This is a genomic window from Staphylococcus sp. 231237_7MaSpsaltlick (assembly GCF_043107035.1).
Window position 1 is genome coordinate 519,434 of record NZ_JBICNX010000001.1, and the last position, 16,331, is coordinate 535,764.

General features: G+C 33.7%; 19 protein-coding genes. 10 read left to right on the forward strand and 9 right to left on the reverse strand.

The window, feature by feature from the left end; translation table 11 throughout:
- Positions 1-92: 92 nt before the first annotated feature.
- Positions 93-1,523 carry an APC family permease gene (locus ACF91D_RS02570; protein ID WP_327620988.1) on the forward strand — a complete coding sequence of 477 codons (1,431 nt, stop codon included), beginning with the start codon at positions 93-95 and terminating at the stop codon, positions 1,521-1,523.
- Between the two features lie 71 nt (positions 1,524-1,594).
- On the opposite strand, the gene ACF91D_RS02575 is transcribed toward ACF91D_RS02570, so the two are convergent.
- The 8 genes from ACF91D_RS02575 to yut all read right to left on the reverse strand — a co-directional run bounded on the left by ACF91D_RS02575 (position 1,595) and on the right by yut (position 9,302).
- On the reverse strand, positions 1,595-2,011 hold the full coding sequence (locus tag ACF91D_RS02575; protein WP_327620989.1) for a MarR family winged helix-turn-helix transcriptional regulator: 417 nt from the start codon (positions 2,009-2,011) through the stop codon (positions 1,595-1,597).
- Between the two features lie 506 nt (positions 2,012-2,517).
- On the reverse strand, positions 2,518-3,429 hold the full coding sequence (locus ACF91D_RS02580) for an ABC transporter substrate-binding protein (protein ID WP_039069152.1): 912 nt from the start codon (positions 3,427-3,429) through the stop codon (positions 2,518-2,520).
- 132 nt (positions 3,430-3,561) lie between these two features.
- Complete coding sequence (locus tag ACF91D_RS02585; RefSeq protein ID WP_039069150.1) at positions 3,562-4,251, reverse strand: ABC transporter ATP-binding protein; 690 nt, start codon at positions 4,249-4,251, stop codon at positions 3,562-3,564.
- Positions 4,244-5,023: an ATP-binding cassette domain-containing protein gene (locus ACF91D_RS02590; RefSeq protein ID WP_039069149.1), complete on the reverse strand. Its 780-nt coding sequence runs from the start codon at positions 5,021-5,023 to the stop codon at positions 4,244-4,246. Before ACF91D_RS02590 ends, ACF91D_RS02585 begins: the two co-directional genes overlap by 8 nt.
- Positions 5,016-5,837: a nickel transporter permease gene (gene nikC, locus ACF91D_RS02595; RefSeq protein ID WP_039069148.1), complete on the reverse strand. Its 822-nt coding sequence runs from the start codon at positions 5,835-5,837 to the stop codon at positions 5,016-5,018. The genes ACF91D_RS02590 and nikC overlap by 8 nt, the downstream gene beginning before the upstream one ends.
- Entirely contained in the window at positions 5,837-6,814 is a 978-nt protein-coding gene (gene nikB, locus ACF91D_RS02600) for a nickel ABC transporter permease (protein ID WP_039069146.1), read from the reverse strand. The genes nikC and nikB overlap by 1 nt, the downstream gene beginning before the upstream one ends.
- Positions 6,811-8,292: a nickel ABC transporter substrate-binding protein gene (gene nikA, locus ACF91D_RS02605; RefSeq protein ID WP_172643901.1), complete on the reverse strand. Its 1,482-nt coding sequence runs from the start codon at positions 8,290-8,292 to the stop codon at positions 6,811-6,813. Before nikA ends, nikB begins: the two co-directional genes overlap by 4 nt.
- 104 nt (positions 8,293-8,396) lie before the next feature.
- A complete protein-coding gene (gene yut / locus ACF91D_RS02610; protein WP_392436426.1) occupies positions 8,397-9,302 on the reverse strand; it encodes an urea transporter in 906 nt (301 codons plus the stop codon).
- 215 nt (positions 9,303-9,517) lie between these two features.
- Here yut and ACF91D_RS02615 point away from each other — a divergent pair, with 215 nt between their 5' ends.
- Genes ACF91D_RS02615 through ACF91D_RS02645 form a run of 7 tightly spaced genes read left to right on the forward strand, consistent with a single transcriptional unit; the run spans position 9,518 to position 14,576 of the window.
- A complete protein-coding gene (locus ACF91D_RS02615; RefSeq protein ID WP_039069142.1) occupies positions 9,518-9,820 on the forward strand; it encodes an urease subunit gamma in 303 nt (100 codons plus the stop codon).
- 15 nt (positions 9,821-9,835) lie between these two features.
- Entirely contained in the window at positions 9,836-10,249 is a 414-nt protein-coding gene (locus ACF91D_RS02620; RefSeq protein WP_039069141.1) for an urease subunit beta, read from the forward strand.
- Positions 10,246-11,961, forward strand: coding sequence for an urease subunit alpha (gene ureC / locus ACF91D_RS02625; RefSeq protein ID WP_039069139.1), 1,716 nt, complete (start codon positions 10,246-10,248; stop codon positions 11,959-11,961). Before ACF91D_RS02620 ends, ureC begins: the two co-directional genes overlap by 4 nt.
- Before the next feature lie 10 nt (positions 11,962-11,971).
- Entirely contained in the window at positions 11,972-12,424 is a 453-nt protein-coding gene (gene ureE / locus ACF91D_RS02630; RefSeq protein ID WP_069793169.1) for an urease accessory protein UreE, read from the forward strand.
- Complete coding sequence (locus tag ACF91D_RS02635; protein WP_039069137.1) at positions 12,417-13,106, forward strand: urease accessory protein UreF; 690 nt, start codon at positions 12,417-12,419, stop codon at positions 13,104-13,106. Before ureE ends, ACF91D_RS02635 begins: the two co-directional genes overlap by 8 nt.
- Before the next feature lie 13 nt (positions 13,107-13,119).
- On the forward strand, positions 13,120-13,734 hold the full coding sequence (gene ureG / locus ACF91D_RS02640) for an urease accessory protein UreG (RefSeq protein WP_017723828.1): 615 nt from the start codon (positions 13,120-13,122) through the stop codon (positions 13,732-13,734).
- Positions 13,734-14,576, forward strand: a complete 843-nt coding sequence (locus ACF91D_RS02645) for an urease accessory protein UreD (RefSeq protein ID WP_039069136.1) — start codon at positions 13,734-13,736, stop codon at positions 14,574-14,576. Before ureG ends, ACF91D_RS02645 begins: the two co-directional genes overlap by 1 nt.
- A 132-nt stretch (positions 14,577-14,708) precedes the next feature.
- On the opposite strand, the gene ACF91D_RS02650 is transcribed toward ACF91D_RS02645, so the two are convergent.
- The gene (locus ACF91D_RS02650) at positions 14,709-14,915 is read right to left on the reverse strand and encodes a hypothetical protein (protein ID WP_039069135.1); all 207 of its coding nucleotides are present in this window, start codon (positions 14,913-14,915) and stop codon (positions 14,709-14,711) included.
- A 185-nt stretch (positions 14,916-15,100) separates the two neighbouring features.
- On the opposite strand from ACF91D_RS02650, the gene ACF91D_RS02655 reads away from it, so the two are divergent.
- Both ACF91D_RS02655 and ACF91D_RS02660 read left to right on the forward strand, forming a co-directional pair.
- Entirely contained in the window at positions 15,101-15,574 is a 474-nt protein-coding gene (locus tag ACF91D_RS02655; RefSeq protein ID WP_327620990.1) for a thioesterase family protein, read from the forward strand.
- A gap of 92 nt (positions 15,575-15,666) precedes the next feature.
- On the forward strand, positions 15,667-16,221 hold the full coding sequence (locus ACF91D_RS02660; protein WP_039069132.1) for a TetR/AcrR family transcriptional regulator: 555 nt from the start codon (positions 15,667-15,669) through the stop codon (positions 16,219-16,221).
- Positions 16,222-16,331: the final 110 nt, after the last annotated feature.

Here is a 16,331-nt window from a genome sequence, read left to right on the forward strand (position 1 = left end):
CTGAATATTTAGAGATATTTATGCTATGATATAAATTATCATAATTTAGTTATAAAGTTTTACGATATAGTATTCATTAGGAGAGGTTTATTATGAAAGATTTTTTTAACAAAATTTTTAAAAAGGCCGAACCATCCGTTTATCAAGTGAAGGATGCTCATTTAAATAGAACATTACGAGTTAAAGACTTTTTAGCTTTAGGTGTCGGTACCATTGTTTCTACTTCCATCTTCACGTTGCCCGGAGTCGTTGCAGCGCAACACACAGGACCTGCAGTTGCACTTTCATTCTTACTAGCAGCAGTAGTGGCTGGGCTTGTTTCTTTTGCATATGCTGAAATGTCGTCTGCAATGCCTTTTGCTGGCTCAGCTTATTCCTGGATTAATGTAGTATTTGGTGAAGTATTTGGATGGGTGGCAGGCTGGGCTTTACTTGCAGAATATTTTATTGCCGTCGCTTTTGTGGCATCAGGCTTTTCAGCAAACTTACGGGGACTGGTATCACCATTAGGTCTCGAATTACCAAAAGCACTTTCTAACACACTAGGCAATGATGGCGGCGTTATTGATATTGTTGCAGCTATCGTGATTATCCTTACAACTTGTTTATTAGCATACGGGGTATCAGCAGCTGCACGTATCGAAAATATCCTTGTCGTCATTAAAGTATTAGCCGTATTATTATTTATTGTCGTAGGTTTAACAGCTATTGATTTCAGTAATTATGTGCCATTTATTCCTGAACATAAAGTTACTGAAACTGGGTCTTTCGGAGGTTGGCAAGGTATCTATGCAGGTGTATCTATGATTTTTCTAGCATATATCGGCTTTGACTCAATTGCTGCCAATTCAGCCGAAGCAATAAATCCACAAAAAACAATGCCTAGAGGGATATTAGGATCACTACTAATCGCAGTAGTGCTATTTGTTGCAGTTTCACTTGTCCTTGTTGGTATGTTTACATATTCAGCATACGCTGGTAATGCAGAACCTGTCGGTTGGGCTTTACGACAAAGTGGATTTGGTTTAGTAGCAGCAGTAGTTCAAGCAATTTCTGTAATTGGTATGTTCACAGCACTTATTGGCATGATGTTAGCAGGTTCGCGCTTATTATATTCTTTTGGTCGAGATGGCCTCTTACCTTCATGGTTAGGAAAATTAAATAATAAAAACTTACCTAACCGCGCTTTGATAATACTTACTATCATTGCTGTTATTATAGGATCAATGTTCCCATTTGCGTTCTTAGCTCAATTAATTTCTGCAGGAACACTCGTCGCATTTATGTTTGTCTCTATAGGAATATTTGGTTTACGTCCAAGAGAAGGTAAAGATATTCCAGTACCAGCATTCAAAATGCCTTTTTATCCTATAATGCCAGTTATAACATTTGTAAGTGTAGTCATCGTATTCTGGGGCTTAGGTTCAGAAGCAAAATTATATACACTTGCTTGGTTTATCATAGGGATACTTATTTATCTCTTTTATGGTGTGAGACATTCTAAAAAAGATAAAACTTCTTAATTAAAAGAAAAGCAGGGTTCGATACATATACTAATGTTCCGAATCCTGCTTTTTTAAATTGGAAGAAAATATTAATCTTCTTGCTCATCTATTTGGGATAACTTACGAATATTAGAAAAATCTACTTTTTTAATTAATTTTTCATAGGTATTTAGTGCCGCTTCCGTAATTTTAAGCCCTTCTTCTGTCAGATAAATATACATAGCACGTTGATCTTCAACACATTCTTGTCTTACAACTAATGCTTTTTCTGGCTTTTCTATTCGTACAATCAACCTAGACATTGCGCTTTGGCTTAAATCAACAATTTTTATCAAATCATTAATTTTGTATTTTTTTCCTTTAGCTTTATAAATTTCATATAATACATAAAATTCTTTCAAGCTTAAATTGTATGATTGCTTCATTTTTTTCTCAATTAACATTTCTATATAATGAACGTATTTGGTTAATTGTACCCAATTATCGATTTTTTGTTGTTTTTCCATAATATCCTCCCAAAGATATATGTGTATGATTAACTACCATAGCTTATCTTTTACTCATAAATACTCTTTATATTCTAGTGAGCCACTATATTATATATCTTCTATATATAATCTCTACGACTCAATTTATTAATTGTTATTAATATCTTACATCATCATAACGGATAATGAAATATTTGCTTGCAACCTTTGTCTATTACCATTTAAAGTCAATGCATTTTATTAAAACGTCTAAAATCCCTCAATGTCATAAAGTATTATAATTTCGTTTAATTAGCAATAGCGCTTTGTTACCCCGAAAATTTCAAATGCCTTTTCAGAGCCTCTTCAAGTTAATGTGATATTTCTAAATGCTATGATTAAATGGTAAAATCAATTACTTCCAACATGCTCGTATAATCACTTTATGTCGAATAATAATTCCCTTAAAAATTGTTCAATAAAAAACATCAATCTATTAAATAAAATAGATTGATGCTTTATTTGAGCATAGTGACATAATTAGGTTAATGTTGTAATAATTTTTCTTTTAAATCTTTACGTTCATAATCTAATGAATAAGGATCATTCAACCAGTAAATGCCTTCATCTACTTTAAATGTTTGGCCGTTTTTAACTGCGTCTGTATTCTTCCAAACATCTTTATTTTCGAATGATAGATCACTGCCTTTAGCAACTGGTGTAACCACATAGTCGCCTGACATTTCAGGGATTTGTTCTTCAGAGATATCTGCTAGGTCATTTTTTTCTGTTGCTTTTTCTACTTTTTCAGGCATTTTCAATCCAAAGGAATCATATAGAATTTCACTCCCATGACCGTATGTTTTTCCTAAAGCATAGATTTTTTTATCAAAATCTTTAATGATAGATACTGTCGTATCTGCACCAATAGCATCTTTAATTTCTTTTCCATCGTCTTTTGTTTTTTCGTCCCATTGCTTAACCCATGCGTCTGCTTTATCTTCTTTACCTACAATTTTACCTAATTCTTTATGTTGCTCTTTATAATCATGTTTCATATAGTCAAAAGCTATTGTGGGCGCAACTTTATTTAATTTCTTGATATTTTTATCTGTATTATAAGTAATTATTAAATCTGGTTTAAGTTTCGCAACACTTTCAACATTTTCAGCATCTACTTTATCTACATCTTTAAATTTATCTTTTAAAACTTTACTATCATTTACAATATTAGCTACGCCAACAATATTAGCGTCAAGTTGTTTTAACCCTCCAGCATATGTAGCGCCTAAGACTACAATACGTTTAGGGTTTTTTGGTATTTCAACTTTTTCTCCTGAATCTTGTTTATAAGTTGTCTTTTCACTATTTTCCTTTGACGACTTATCATTTGAACTATTGCCACATGCTGCTAGCACAAGTATTAAAGCTAACAATGGTAATAATAATTTTTTCATGCGTAAAATATCCCCTTTTCTCATATTGTATTTAATTATACATGAACTTATATGATTCTCAATAATATGATGTACATTATTTTTAAAATTAAAACGTATATTTTTTCTATCATTAAAACGAAAAACAGCTACTTAGTAAATTGCTAGTAGCTGTTTTGTGTATTCATGACGTTGTTTGTCGAATAAAAATTTAATATTAAAATCATCTACGATTTCGCCATTTTTCATAACAATTAATCGTTCAACGATTTGATTTAAAAAAGCTAAATCATGAGATATTAATAGCATGCCTTTATGTGTATCTGTGTAGTACCTTTTTAACACATCTATCATACTTTGCTCAGCAATGACATCTAAACTAGCTGTAATCTCATCACAAATTAACATATCAGGTGCTAACATCAATGTACGTATCGTATTAAAACGTTGCAATTGACCACCGCTTAATTGGTCAGGGAAACTATCTAACAGCTTTTCATCAAGATGCATTTGTTGCATTAATGTATGCATTCGCTGATGAACTTCATTTGAGTTTGTCTCTTGATGATACTTTATCGGTTCTTCTAGAGATGTACTCATTTTGAATTTTGGATTAAAGCTATCATACGCATGTTGAAATATAGGTAATAATTTTAAATTACAATTTGTATATTGCGTTTGAGATACTGGCAACAGACCTAACATAATTTGTGCTAATGTCGTTTTACCTGAGCCACTCTCACCTACAATCCCTACGATTTCATCTGGTTGTATCGTAAGATTTATATTTTTCAAAACAGGAGTTTCTCTATATTTAAAGTTTAAGTTATTTAAGTTAATCATTATTTCTCCCCTCCTTTAGTTGGCTACGGGAGTTAAATAATTTTAAACTATATGGTGCTATATCATGATTTTTAAATGCTTGTACATGATTTGAATCAACCAGTTTACCTTTTTGAATAACATGAATCCAATCACTAAAGTTTAAAACATGTGATAAATTATGCGTGATTAATAAAAGCGTAACTTTATGAACTTCTGCCAAATGTTTGATTAGGTTCATAATATTAGCCCCGGTTATTACATCTAATGATGCAGTGGGTTCATCGGCAATAATGAGCTTTGGGTTAAGCATCAATACACTTGCTATTTGAACTCTAGCAAGTTGTCCACCTGACAAGCTAAAACGATAACTATTCATAGTTTGATTCGGTGCTAAGTCAACCCACTCAAGCGCTTGTATTACAATTTTTTTGGCTTTTGCTTTATCTGTCTTATAATGTTGCCTATAAATTGCGATCAATTGTTTACCTAATTTCATATGCTCATTGAAACTATGCGTATAATCTTGAGAAATAAAACCAATCTCTTTCCCCAAAAGGCTGTGGATATTTGACAGTTTTTTATTTTCATAATTCAACTCATCATAAGTCATTACTAAATTATTAGGTAATTGTTGCACTAACGCTTTTGCAGTTAAACTTTTACCAGAACCGCTTTCTCCTACTAAAACATTAACTTTACTAGCTTTCAAACTGAAATTTATGTGATCTATTAGTTTAGTACCTGTTTCATCTTTAATTGTTAAGTTATTAATCTCAAGTAAATTAGTCATTCATATCACGCTTTCCTTTTAATAATTTATCTCTTAAAGCATCTCCAGCTAAATTAAACAAAAGAATAGTTACTGTGATTAAACATGCTGGAATAATCAAAAGTAATGGATACGAACTAATATAATCTCTACCTGTATTCAACATTGCTCCCCATTCAGGTGAAGGCGGTTGTGCACCGAGTCCAAGAAATGAAAGCGATGATATATATAATATAATTTTCCCAAAATCTACTGTCATCAATACAATAATAGATGGTAAGACTTGTGGAAAAAAATGTTTGAAAATAATAACATGTGTTGGGACGTTAAATAATTTAGCCATTTGTATATAAGGTTTCGTAATTTCACTACTTACGACAGATCGCGTTAATCTCGTGTAAGTCATCCATTTAATAATCGTAATTGCTATGACCAAATTCCAAATACTAGGTTTGAAGAAACTAGCAAATGCAATCATAAGGACAAATTCAGGAATACTTAATCCTATATCAATAATACGCATAATAATTGTATCCACAATGCCTTTTTTATAACCCGCAATTAACCCTAATGGTACACCAACAATGACCGTAATCAACAATGTAATCAAACTAATAATCAATGTATACCTTGCGCCAATAACAACTCTTGAAAGTAAATCTCTACCATAATCATCAGTACCTAGCCAGTGGTTAAAGCTTGGCATTTCAAGACTACTCCCTAGGTTTACCTCATAAGCATTTGTTGTCGACACAAAAAATTGTGCGATGATAAGAGCCAATAAATACAATGCAAACACATAAAATATAAGATGCTGTTTATTTAATTGTTTCATTATATTTCACCATCCTGTCGTTGCGGCTTCTTGGGAGGACGTGAGCTATTATATCGGCGTTTTGGTTCTAACCATAGTAATAATAAATCACTTACTGTATTAGCCAAAACAACAAAGAAACCAATCATAATTACCGCACCTTGTACTACAGGATAATCTCTAGCACGTATACTATCTACTAGGAAGTGGCCAATACCCGGTATGCCAAATAAATTTTCAATGACGACAGTTCCTCCGATAAGACTTCCTACAGACATACCTAATACCGTTATGACTGGTATAATCGCTGGTTTAAATAAATCACACCATAAAATATACCGTTCAGATACGCCTCTAAGACGTGAAGCCTCAACTTCTTTGGATTGGTATAATTCTAGTAAATTTGATCGCATTAATCTTACATAGTATGCACTCATACCTACACTTAATGCTATCACCGGCAATATATAACCAGCCATCGTATCCAAACCTGAAGATGGCAGAATATTAAATTTCTGTGCAAAAACATAAATTAAAATTGTACCTAAAAAGAATGAAGGCACACTAACTGTAAAGGATGTTACAGTTCTGATAAATGTATCAACCCACGTGTGATAATATTTCGCTGCTAAAATTCCCATTGGAAGTGCTGTTAGCAAGACAATTATTATAGTTAAAAATGCAATATTTAAAGTCGGCGGCGTGTAGTAGATTAATTCTTTTATTACTGGTTCACCTGTTTGGTAACTTGTACCAAAATTAAGTTGAACAATTTGGCCTAACCATTGAAAGTATTGCACGACCACTGGTTGATTTAACCCTAATTTTTCTTTTGTTGCTTCAACTTGGTCTGATGATACATTCGCTATATCTAAATGTAGAATCTTATCAACAGGATCTCCAGGCGTAAGTTTCATCAATATAAATGTGATACTAGAAAGGACAAACAATACAATGATCATTTGTCCGATTCTAGAGAGTATATTTTTAATTATCATTGTTTCTTATCTACCCTATAGTCAATTAGATAGATACCCTCGGGTGTTGCTTTTAAGTTCTTTACGTCTTTATTCATACCGACGATATTATCCATATATGAGATATAGCTATTTGCAAAGTCATTTTGTGTAATATCAATAATTTCATTTGTTAATCGATTACGTTCAGATTTATCTACTGTTCTATTAAACTGATCGATTAATGTTGTGACTTTCTTATTGTTATAGTTTCCAGAATTAATAGCACCTTCAGGTTTGTAAGCTTGATTAAAGAAGTAACCCGTATCTCCTCTAGGTATTGTACCAAAGCTATATAAAGAGGCATCCCATTGTTTTTTATCACTTAAATACCCTTCAATGTCATCTACATTTCGAATAGTGATATCAATATTGGCTTTTTTAGCATCTGATTGAATAACTTGTGCCATTTTAGGTAGTTCTGGTCTTCCATTATACGTAGATACGGTTAATTTTAATGGATTTGATTTAGAATACCCTTCTTCTTTCATAATTTGTTTGACTTCTTCTAAATCTTGTTTTTGTATAGGTTGTTTATCTATAAAATCTAATTTTGTATTAAATGGTCCGGTAGCTGGTTGAGCATGATTCTTAGAGATATTACGTGCGATACTTTCACGATTAATAACTTTATCCAAAGCTTTACGTACAGGTTTAGTCATTTTATCACTTGTATGATTGTACATAACCAATGACGTTCTAAATCCTGATACTGCAGATGTAGTTGTCTTATCTCCATTTTTCAACTCTTTTTCCTTTTCAACAGGAACATCTGTAATTACATCTGCTTTACCCGATGCTAAATCGCTTGTACGAGCATTACCATCTTCTTGATATGTAACATTAACGTGATCTAGTTTAGGTTTACCTTGCCAATAATCATCAAAACGATCTAACTTGATATTTTGAGATTGCTTATAGTTTTTTATTTGGTATGGTCCTGTACCAACAGGCGTTTTATTAATGTCATCTGCCTCTGTATCATAAATTGCAGAGAATGGACTCGCTAATTCTGACACTAATTCAGGATAAGCTTCTTTTGTAGTAATCGTAATGTTTTGACCATCTACGTTAATATCTTTTATTGGAAGTGAACCTTTAACGAGGTCACTTTTCTTAATACTTTTTTCCAAACTAGATTTTACCGCTTCGCCTGTCACTTTTTTACCATTTTGGAATTTAATGTCATCTTTTAATTTAATGTCTAATTGTGTTGGTGATTTTTGGTCGTATGAATCAACCAATAACTTTTCAACTTTACCATCTGCACCAGCTTTAAATAGGGCTTCGGCAGCACCTATCTTCACTGGTACATCTGTTTCATAAGGTGCAATAGAAGTTGTTTTTAATGGTAGTTCAACGTCTAAAGTTTTCCCTTTCGATTCATTTCCTGAACCACTACACCCCGCTAAGACTACAGCTGATATTGCAAGTAATGAAACAATTCTTTTCATTCTTATTCCTTCTTCCTAATAAATTTATAATCAATTAGAAAATCGTGCTACTCTCAAATGATGTTTATATTATAAAATATAATTTAGGGTATTTATCCAATAAAGTCATGCTATTCAATTTGTTGTACCTTCATTCGGTTACCTGCAAACAACATAATCCATGTTGCTATGATGAAAGGCAGCGTAAATACCGGTAAACCGAACGGCGTTAATAAAGTCGTCATGCCTGCGTGTAATACAACTGTCAAAAGGATTCCTAAAACAATGCTAATATATCGTTGAATCCTAGTACGGAAAGCAACACCTAAAGCGAGCACTGTTAGTATGACATTATAGCCAAACAATCCATCATTAATTTGGTCATGATTTGCACCAAGCACTAGTACAGCAGTAAAACCAATGAGATTGACTACTATAGCAAATACACCTGCTTTTCTTGAAGCAATAAAAATCCCTATAAGAATCAATAAGCCTGCCATAATGCTTTTCAATAAGAAGATTTCACTGAACCCTGATAAAAAAGCATTTATAAAATGGATACTATGTCCTGAAAATTGTATCTCTTGTACTGTGTCAGGCAGTATATTGACATCTGCATTCACAAACTTAAATTGAAATGACATTAATAAGATCACCCAGCTAACAAACACATATGGCATTGTTAACATAGGCACGCCAAAAGGCTTAAAAAATTCTCTAAATGCTGAGCCTATTGGCATTGTAATCACAATTGCTATAAAAGCAATTAATATACTATACCATTCTGGCACTAAAAATAGTGTCAATGCAATTGCCGTTAGCACTGGATTGAAACCTGCTAATCCCGTGTTAATCTCTTCATTCGAGTAATTTGTTCGTTTCGCTAATAATAATGCAATAACACTCGCAGCTAAGGCCATAATACCTACCTTCCAATTTCCTACGAATAAACCTAACAAAATAAATAAGCCTGTCCATGCATTATTTAATAGTAGTACTTGTGCGATGTTCTTTAATATAATTCGAACAGCATTCACATTGTCACCTAGTTTCTCTGCTTATTCCAACATACAACATAATATATTATAACGGATAAAATTTAAAGTAATACATATTTAATTTCAACGCGTTTTTTTTCGTCATTAATTTATTTCAGAGGGTTATTCTTGTAGTATACGTCTAATCGTCTTATTATTAGATTAGTCACATACTATATTTTTAATTTATAAAAACGTCGAAAGGTAGTGAGCATGTGCATTTTACACAACGTGAACAAGACAAACTAATGTTAGTTATTGCAGCAGATTTGGCTCGTAGACGTCAGCAAAGAGGTCTTAAGTTAAATTATCCCGAAGCAGTTGCCATTATAAGTTTTGAATTACTCGAAGGTGCAAGAGATGGGAAATCTGTTGCAGAACTTATGAGTTACGGCAAACAAATACTAGGTGAGGATGATGTAATGGAGGGTGTTGCAGATATGTTAACTGAAATGGAAATTGAAGCAACTTTCCCTGATGGTACTAAATTAATTACCGTTCATCACCCAATCGTGTAGAGGAGGAATTTAATTATGAAACCTGGTGAAATTATAGTTAAACGTACAGAAATTGAAGTCAATCAAGGGCATAACGCTACAATACTTGATATCAAAAACACAGGAGACCGCCCTATTCAAGTCGGTTCTCATTATCATTTTTTTGAAGCGAATCCTGCCCTTCAATTCGAACGAGAAAAAGCTTACGGCAAACGGTTAGATATCCCTGCTGGGGCAGCAGTCCGTTTTGAACCTGGTGACGAAAAAGAAGTTCAACTCGTTGAATTTAGCGGTAAAAGAAGAATTTTTGGTTTCCATGGTAATGTGAATGGGCCTATTGACGAGGCGCGTGTTTATAAGGCTGAAGATGACGACAGCGCTACAGAAATTATCGCTGAAGAAAATAAAGTCAGCGAAAATGCTAATAAAGAAAGTGGGTATAACAGATGAGTTTTAAAATGACGCAATCACAATATACAAGTCTATATGGCCCTACTGTCGGAGACTCTGTAAGATTAGGAGATACCAATTTATTTGCGCGTGTCGAAAAAGATTACGCGACGTATGGTGATGAAGCTGCATTTGGCGGTGGTAAATCAATCCGTGATGGTATGGCTCAAAACCCTAATGTGACACGTGATGATAAGCAAGTAGCAGATTTAGTAATTACAAACGCACTAATTCTTGATTACGATAAAATTGTTAAGGCAGATATCGGTGTTAAAAATGGCTATATTATGAAAATAGGCAAAGCCGGTAATCCAGATATTATGGATAACGTAGATATTATAATTGGTGCAACTACAGATATTATTTCTGCAGAAGGGAAAATAATAACAGCTGGTGGTATTGATACCCACGTCCATTTCATTAATCCTGAACAATCGCAAGTTGCCCTTGAAAGTGGTATTACAACACACATCGGTGGCGGAACAGGCGCATCTGAAGGCGCTAAAGCGACTACTGTTACACCAGGCCCTTGGCATTTACATCGTATGTTACTAGCGGCAGAATCGTTGCCTTTAAATATTGGTTTTACTGGTAAAGGACAAGCAGTTAATCATACAGCTTTAGTAGAACAGGTACACGCCGGCGCTATCGGTTTAAAAGTACACGAAGACTGGGGTGCAACACCTTCAGCATTAGACCATGCCCTTCAAGTTGCTGACGATTATGATGTTCAAATTGCATTACACGCTGATACATTAAATGAAGCCGGCTTTATGGAAGAAACAATGGCCGCCGTTAAAGACCGTGTGCTACATATGTATCATACAGAAGGCGCAGGTGGCGGACATGCACCTGATTTAATTAAATCTGCAGCTTATTCTAATATCCTACCATCTTCCACAAACCCTACCTTACCATACACAGTAAATACAATTGATGAGCACCTAGATATGGTTATGATTACTCACCATTTAAACGCTTCTATACCAGAAGATATTGCTTTTGCAGATTCACGTATCCGTAAAGAAACGATTGCTGCCGAGGACGTATTACAAGATATCGGTGTATTTAGTATGGTCAGCTCTGATTCGCAAGCCATGGGACGTGTCGGGGAAGTAATTACAAGAACTTGGCAAGTTGCACACCGTATGAAAGAGCAACGCGGTCCATTAGATGGTGATAGCGAATATAATGACAATAATAGAATCAAACGCTATATAGCGAAATATACAATTAACCCTGCTATTACGCATGGTATTTCAGATTACGTTGGTTCAATCGATGAAGGTAAACTCGCTGATATAATTATGTGGGAGCCCGCGTTCTTCGGCGTTAAACCTGATGTCATTGTTAAAGGCGGATTAATAAACACTGCAATTAACGGCGATGCTAACGGTTCTATCCCTACTTCAGAACCTTTAAAATACCGTAAGATGTATGGCCAACTTGGAGGCAATATGCAAGGTACTTCAATGACGTTCGTATCTACTACTGCTTATGAAAATGATATTGGTAAATTATTAGGTTTAAAACGTAAATTAAGACCTGTTCATAATATTCGCAAACTATCTAAAGCAGATATGAAAAATAATAACGCAACGCCAAAAATAGACGTTGATCCGCAGACATATGAAGTATTTGTAGATGGCGAAAAAATCACGAGTGAACCAGCTACGGAATTACCATTAACACAACGTTATTTCTTATTCTAGGAGGTTAAAAATGATCATCGAAGAAATCGTAGGCAATATTGCTAACATTTCAGATAGCGATAAAGGAAAACATATAGAAAAAGTATATTTAGAAAACTCTGATTTAGTTAAACGCATTCAACGTGTTAAAACAGATCACGGTAATGAACTTGGTATCCGTTTAAAACAACCAATCGACTTACAATATGGAGATATTTTGTATAAAGATGATACTAATATGATCATCGTAGATGTAAATTCTGAAGATTTGCTTGTAATTAAACCGCGCTCTTTACAAGAAATGGGAGATATCGCTCATCAACTTGGTAATAGACACTTACCTGCACAGTTCACAGAAACTGAAATGCTCGTTCAATATGATTATCTAGTAGAATCACTACTAAAAGATTTAGGGATACCGTATGAACACGAAGATCGTAAAGTTAATCAAGCATTTAGACATATAGGTCATTCACATGATTGATCACGCACATTTACGCCTGTTTCAATTTTGTGATTCACAATTTCCAACAGGTGCATTCAGTCATTCATTTGGACTTGAAACTTATATCCAACGCGATATCGTTCATGACGAAGAAAGTTTCCAACAATGGCTCATACTTTTTCTAAATGAACAATTAACATATGCTGATGGCTTAACAATGCGTCTTGTTTACGATGCGCTTGAACAAAATGATAAGCAAACTATTTTACGATTAGATCGTATCCTTTTTGTACAAAATTTACCAAAAGAAACACGACAAGGTTCTAAACAAATGGGTAATCGTATGGTAAAACTCGCTTCTGAGCTATATGACTGTGATTGGATAGACTGGTATCATGATCAAATGCGCAATAAAAAAGCGATATTACACCCTGCTATTTGTTTTACTATGCTTGGCCATCACCTTGGGGTCGATATAGAAACGATTATTGATTATTATTTATACCAAAACGTATCTAGCCTTACTCAAAATGCAGTACGTGCAATCCCCTTAGGTCAAACTGCTGGTCAACGTATCGTTCATCAAATGATACCTATCATGAAAGAGACTAGAGATTACATTATGACTTTAGAGGAATCGCAGCTTGGTATTACCGCACCAGGTTTAGAAATCAACCAGATGGAACATGAAAACGTAAACGTAAGAATTTTTATATCTTAGGAGGTCAATTTTTATGACAGATACAATCAAAATAGGTGTGGGCGGCCCTGTAGGTGCAGGGAAGACACAACTTATTGAAAAAATTGTAAAACGCTTAGCAAAAGATATGAGTATTGGTGTCATCACGAATGATATTTATACAAAAGAGGACGAAAAAATATTAGTTAATTCTGGCGTCTTACCTGAAGACAGAATTATTGGTGTAGAAACAGGTGGCTGCCCTCACACAGCTATACGTGAAGATGCCTCAATGAACTTTGCTGCAATTGATGAATTAAAAGAACGCAATGATGATATTGAACTTATTTTCATCGAATCTGGCGGCGACAATTTGGCTGCAACTTTTAGCCCAGAGTTAGTTGATTTTTCTATCTATATCATCGATGTTGCCCAAGGGGAAAAAATCCCTCGAAAAGGCGGACAAGGCATGATTAAATCCGATTTCTTTGTTATAAACAAAACCGATTTAGCACCTTATGTTGGTGCATCATTAGAACGCATGGCCGAAGATACAAAAGTATTCCGTGGTAACCGTCCTTTCACTTTTACAAACCTTAAAACAGATGAAGGTTTAGATGAAGTTATTGAGTGGATTGAACAAGACGTATTTCTTAAAGGGTTAGCTTAATGTCTAATGGACATAACGAATGGACTGGCCAATTAGATTTAACTGTTTTCAATAATGGTAAGAAATCGGTGGCGCGTGACGTTTTTTTCGAAAAAGCCTTAAAAGTCATGCGACCAGTTTATTTAAACAATTCTGATATCCCTACTTTTTATATTGTAAACGTAGGTGGCGGTTACTTAGATGGGGACCGTTACAAAATGGATTTTAATATAGAACCTAACGCAAAAGTGATTTTAACTTCACAAGGAGCCACAAAAATTTATAAAACACCAAATAACCATGTGGAACAGTACCAAAACTTTAGTATTCAAGATGATGGGTATGCTGAGTATGTAGGTGATCCAATTATCGCTTTTGAAAATGCAAAATTCTATCAACATAATACATTTCATTTGAAACCTACAGCTGCATTATTTTATACAGATATATTAACTCCAGGTTATTCTAAAGAAGATAAAAACTTTAGCTATACGTATATGCACTTGTTAAATGAAATTTATGTCGATGATGAATTGGTTGTATTTGACAATACTTTGCTTGACCCATCCAAAAATAAAGTTGATGGACTTGGTTACATGGAAGATTATACCCACTTAGGATCGTGTTATTTTATACATCCTACTGTAAATCAAAAATTAATCGATAATGTCTATGAACAAATCAAACACTATCAACAAAAATACGATTGTCGCTTCGGAATCACTAAACTACCAACACACGGCTTTAGTATTCGAATTTTATCCAACAAAACACAAATTATCGAAAAAATATTGGCTACTTTACAAGAATATGTAGTAAAAACAACATTTAATCGTGATATAGATTTTTTAAGAAAATATTAAAATATAAAGGAGGGCCCGAAACTTTACTTACGGGCTCTCCTTTTCGTATTAATTAAAATTAGACAACCTGACTGAAAATTAATCTTAATTAACACTTACTATGAATCTCACTCTATTATGCGAACTAAAAAGTTAAATTATATTCAAAAACCACACAAGACTAGATATCAATAATACAATCGTTGTAATGTAAATTGCTAGTTTGTGACTTTTTTTTAATTCATTTTCCTTTTCAGTAAACAAACTAAATAACGTTCCGTCTTTCCCCATTAATAAAGTAATAGAATAAATAAGTAAAACTAAAGATAAAATAAATAATATTAATGCAACGAACACCATAAAAATCTCCCTCCCATTTGAGTGACGTTTACTAAATTAATACATTGTCATACTATCTTACCTTAGTTTATTAATAAAGAATAATAAATGCTTTTTATAATAATTTAAACAAATTGTTAACTCTGTACTTCTATTATTGCTACAATGGTAAAGGTTAATAAATAATTTTTAATAGGAGTGATCTTGTGATAGATGAATATATTTATAAAAACAATGTACAACCATCTTGGATAGACAATAATAACCATATGCATGATGCACAATATTATTCTGTGTTCAGTGACGCAGTCGCTGGCTTTTTGGAACATGTTGACTTTTCAACTGATTATCGTCATAGCCAAGACGTTACGATTTTTAACGTTGAAGCGCACATTTCTTATTTAAAAGAATTATTACTTCACGATACGTTTTACATCAAAATACATATTTACAATTATGATTCTAAACGCATACATTTATTCTTAACTATGTACAATGCTAATAATGAACGTACCGCTACATATGAAGCGATGATGATGGGGGTTAGCAATCATACAAGAAGTAGTAAAGATTTCCCACTGCCTATTCAAGAAAAACTTAAGGATTATTTTGATAAACAACAATATTTTGACACGCCTAAACAATTAGGTCATGTTATCCGTATACCACAAAATAAATAGTACACTACGCCATACTTCAATTTTGACGTCATACAATTTCATTGATATCATGAGATAGAATGACCATTCTACTTTTGGAAGTGTGAGCTATTATGTCGCAAAAAAAACAAGATATACTAAGTGTTGCTGAGCGTTTATTTTATGAATATGGCTTTCGTGGCGTTGGTTTAAAGCAGATTATTCAAGAAGCAAATGTCGCGACCATGACATTATATAACCATTTTGAATCTAAAGATAATTTAGTAGCACAAGTATTGAAACAAAGAGAAGCACGCTATTGGCGTTATCTTGATAGTTACGTCGACAAACATCCAGACAAACCTTTTATTTCAGCCGTTAAAGCACATTGCCAATGGCTTAATGATTACTCTTACAAAGGTGATATGTTTATGCGCGCCATCGAAGATTATGCTGATACTGATAACGAAATTGAAAGCACTGCAAGAGGACACAAAGCGCGCCTATTGCACTATTTAGAAAAACTCGCTAACGATGCGGGCATTGATAACGGCTATGATCTCGCTGTACAATACACCTTATTATTAGAAGGCACAACCTCAATGACTGCATTATTGGGGTCTAAAGAAGCAACTGCACACGCTATTATTATGGCAAAATTATTACTACACGAAGCGCATAATCAATAATTTATCGACGAGTAGGTATTAATGTTCAAAAAAGAAACCATCCTACTCGTTGTTTAACAATTAAATAGAATGAACATTCTATATATTTTTAATTTTAACTAGAATGAACA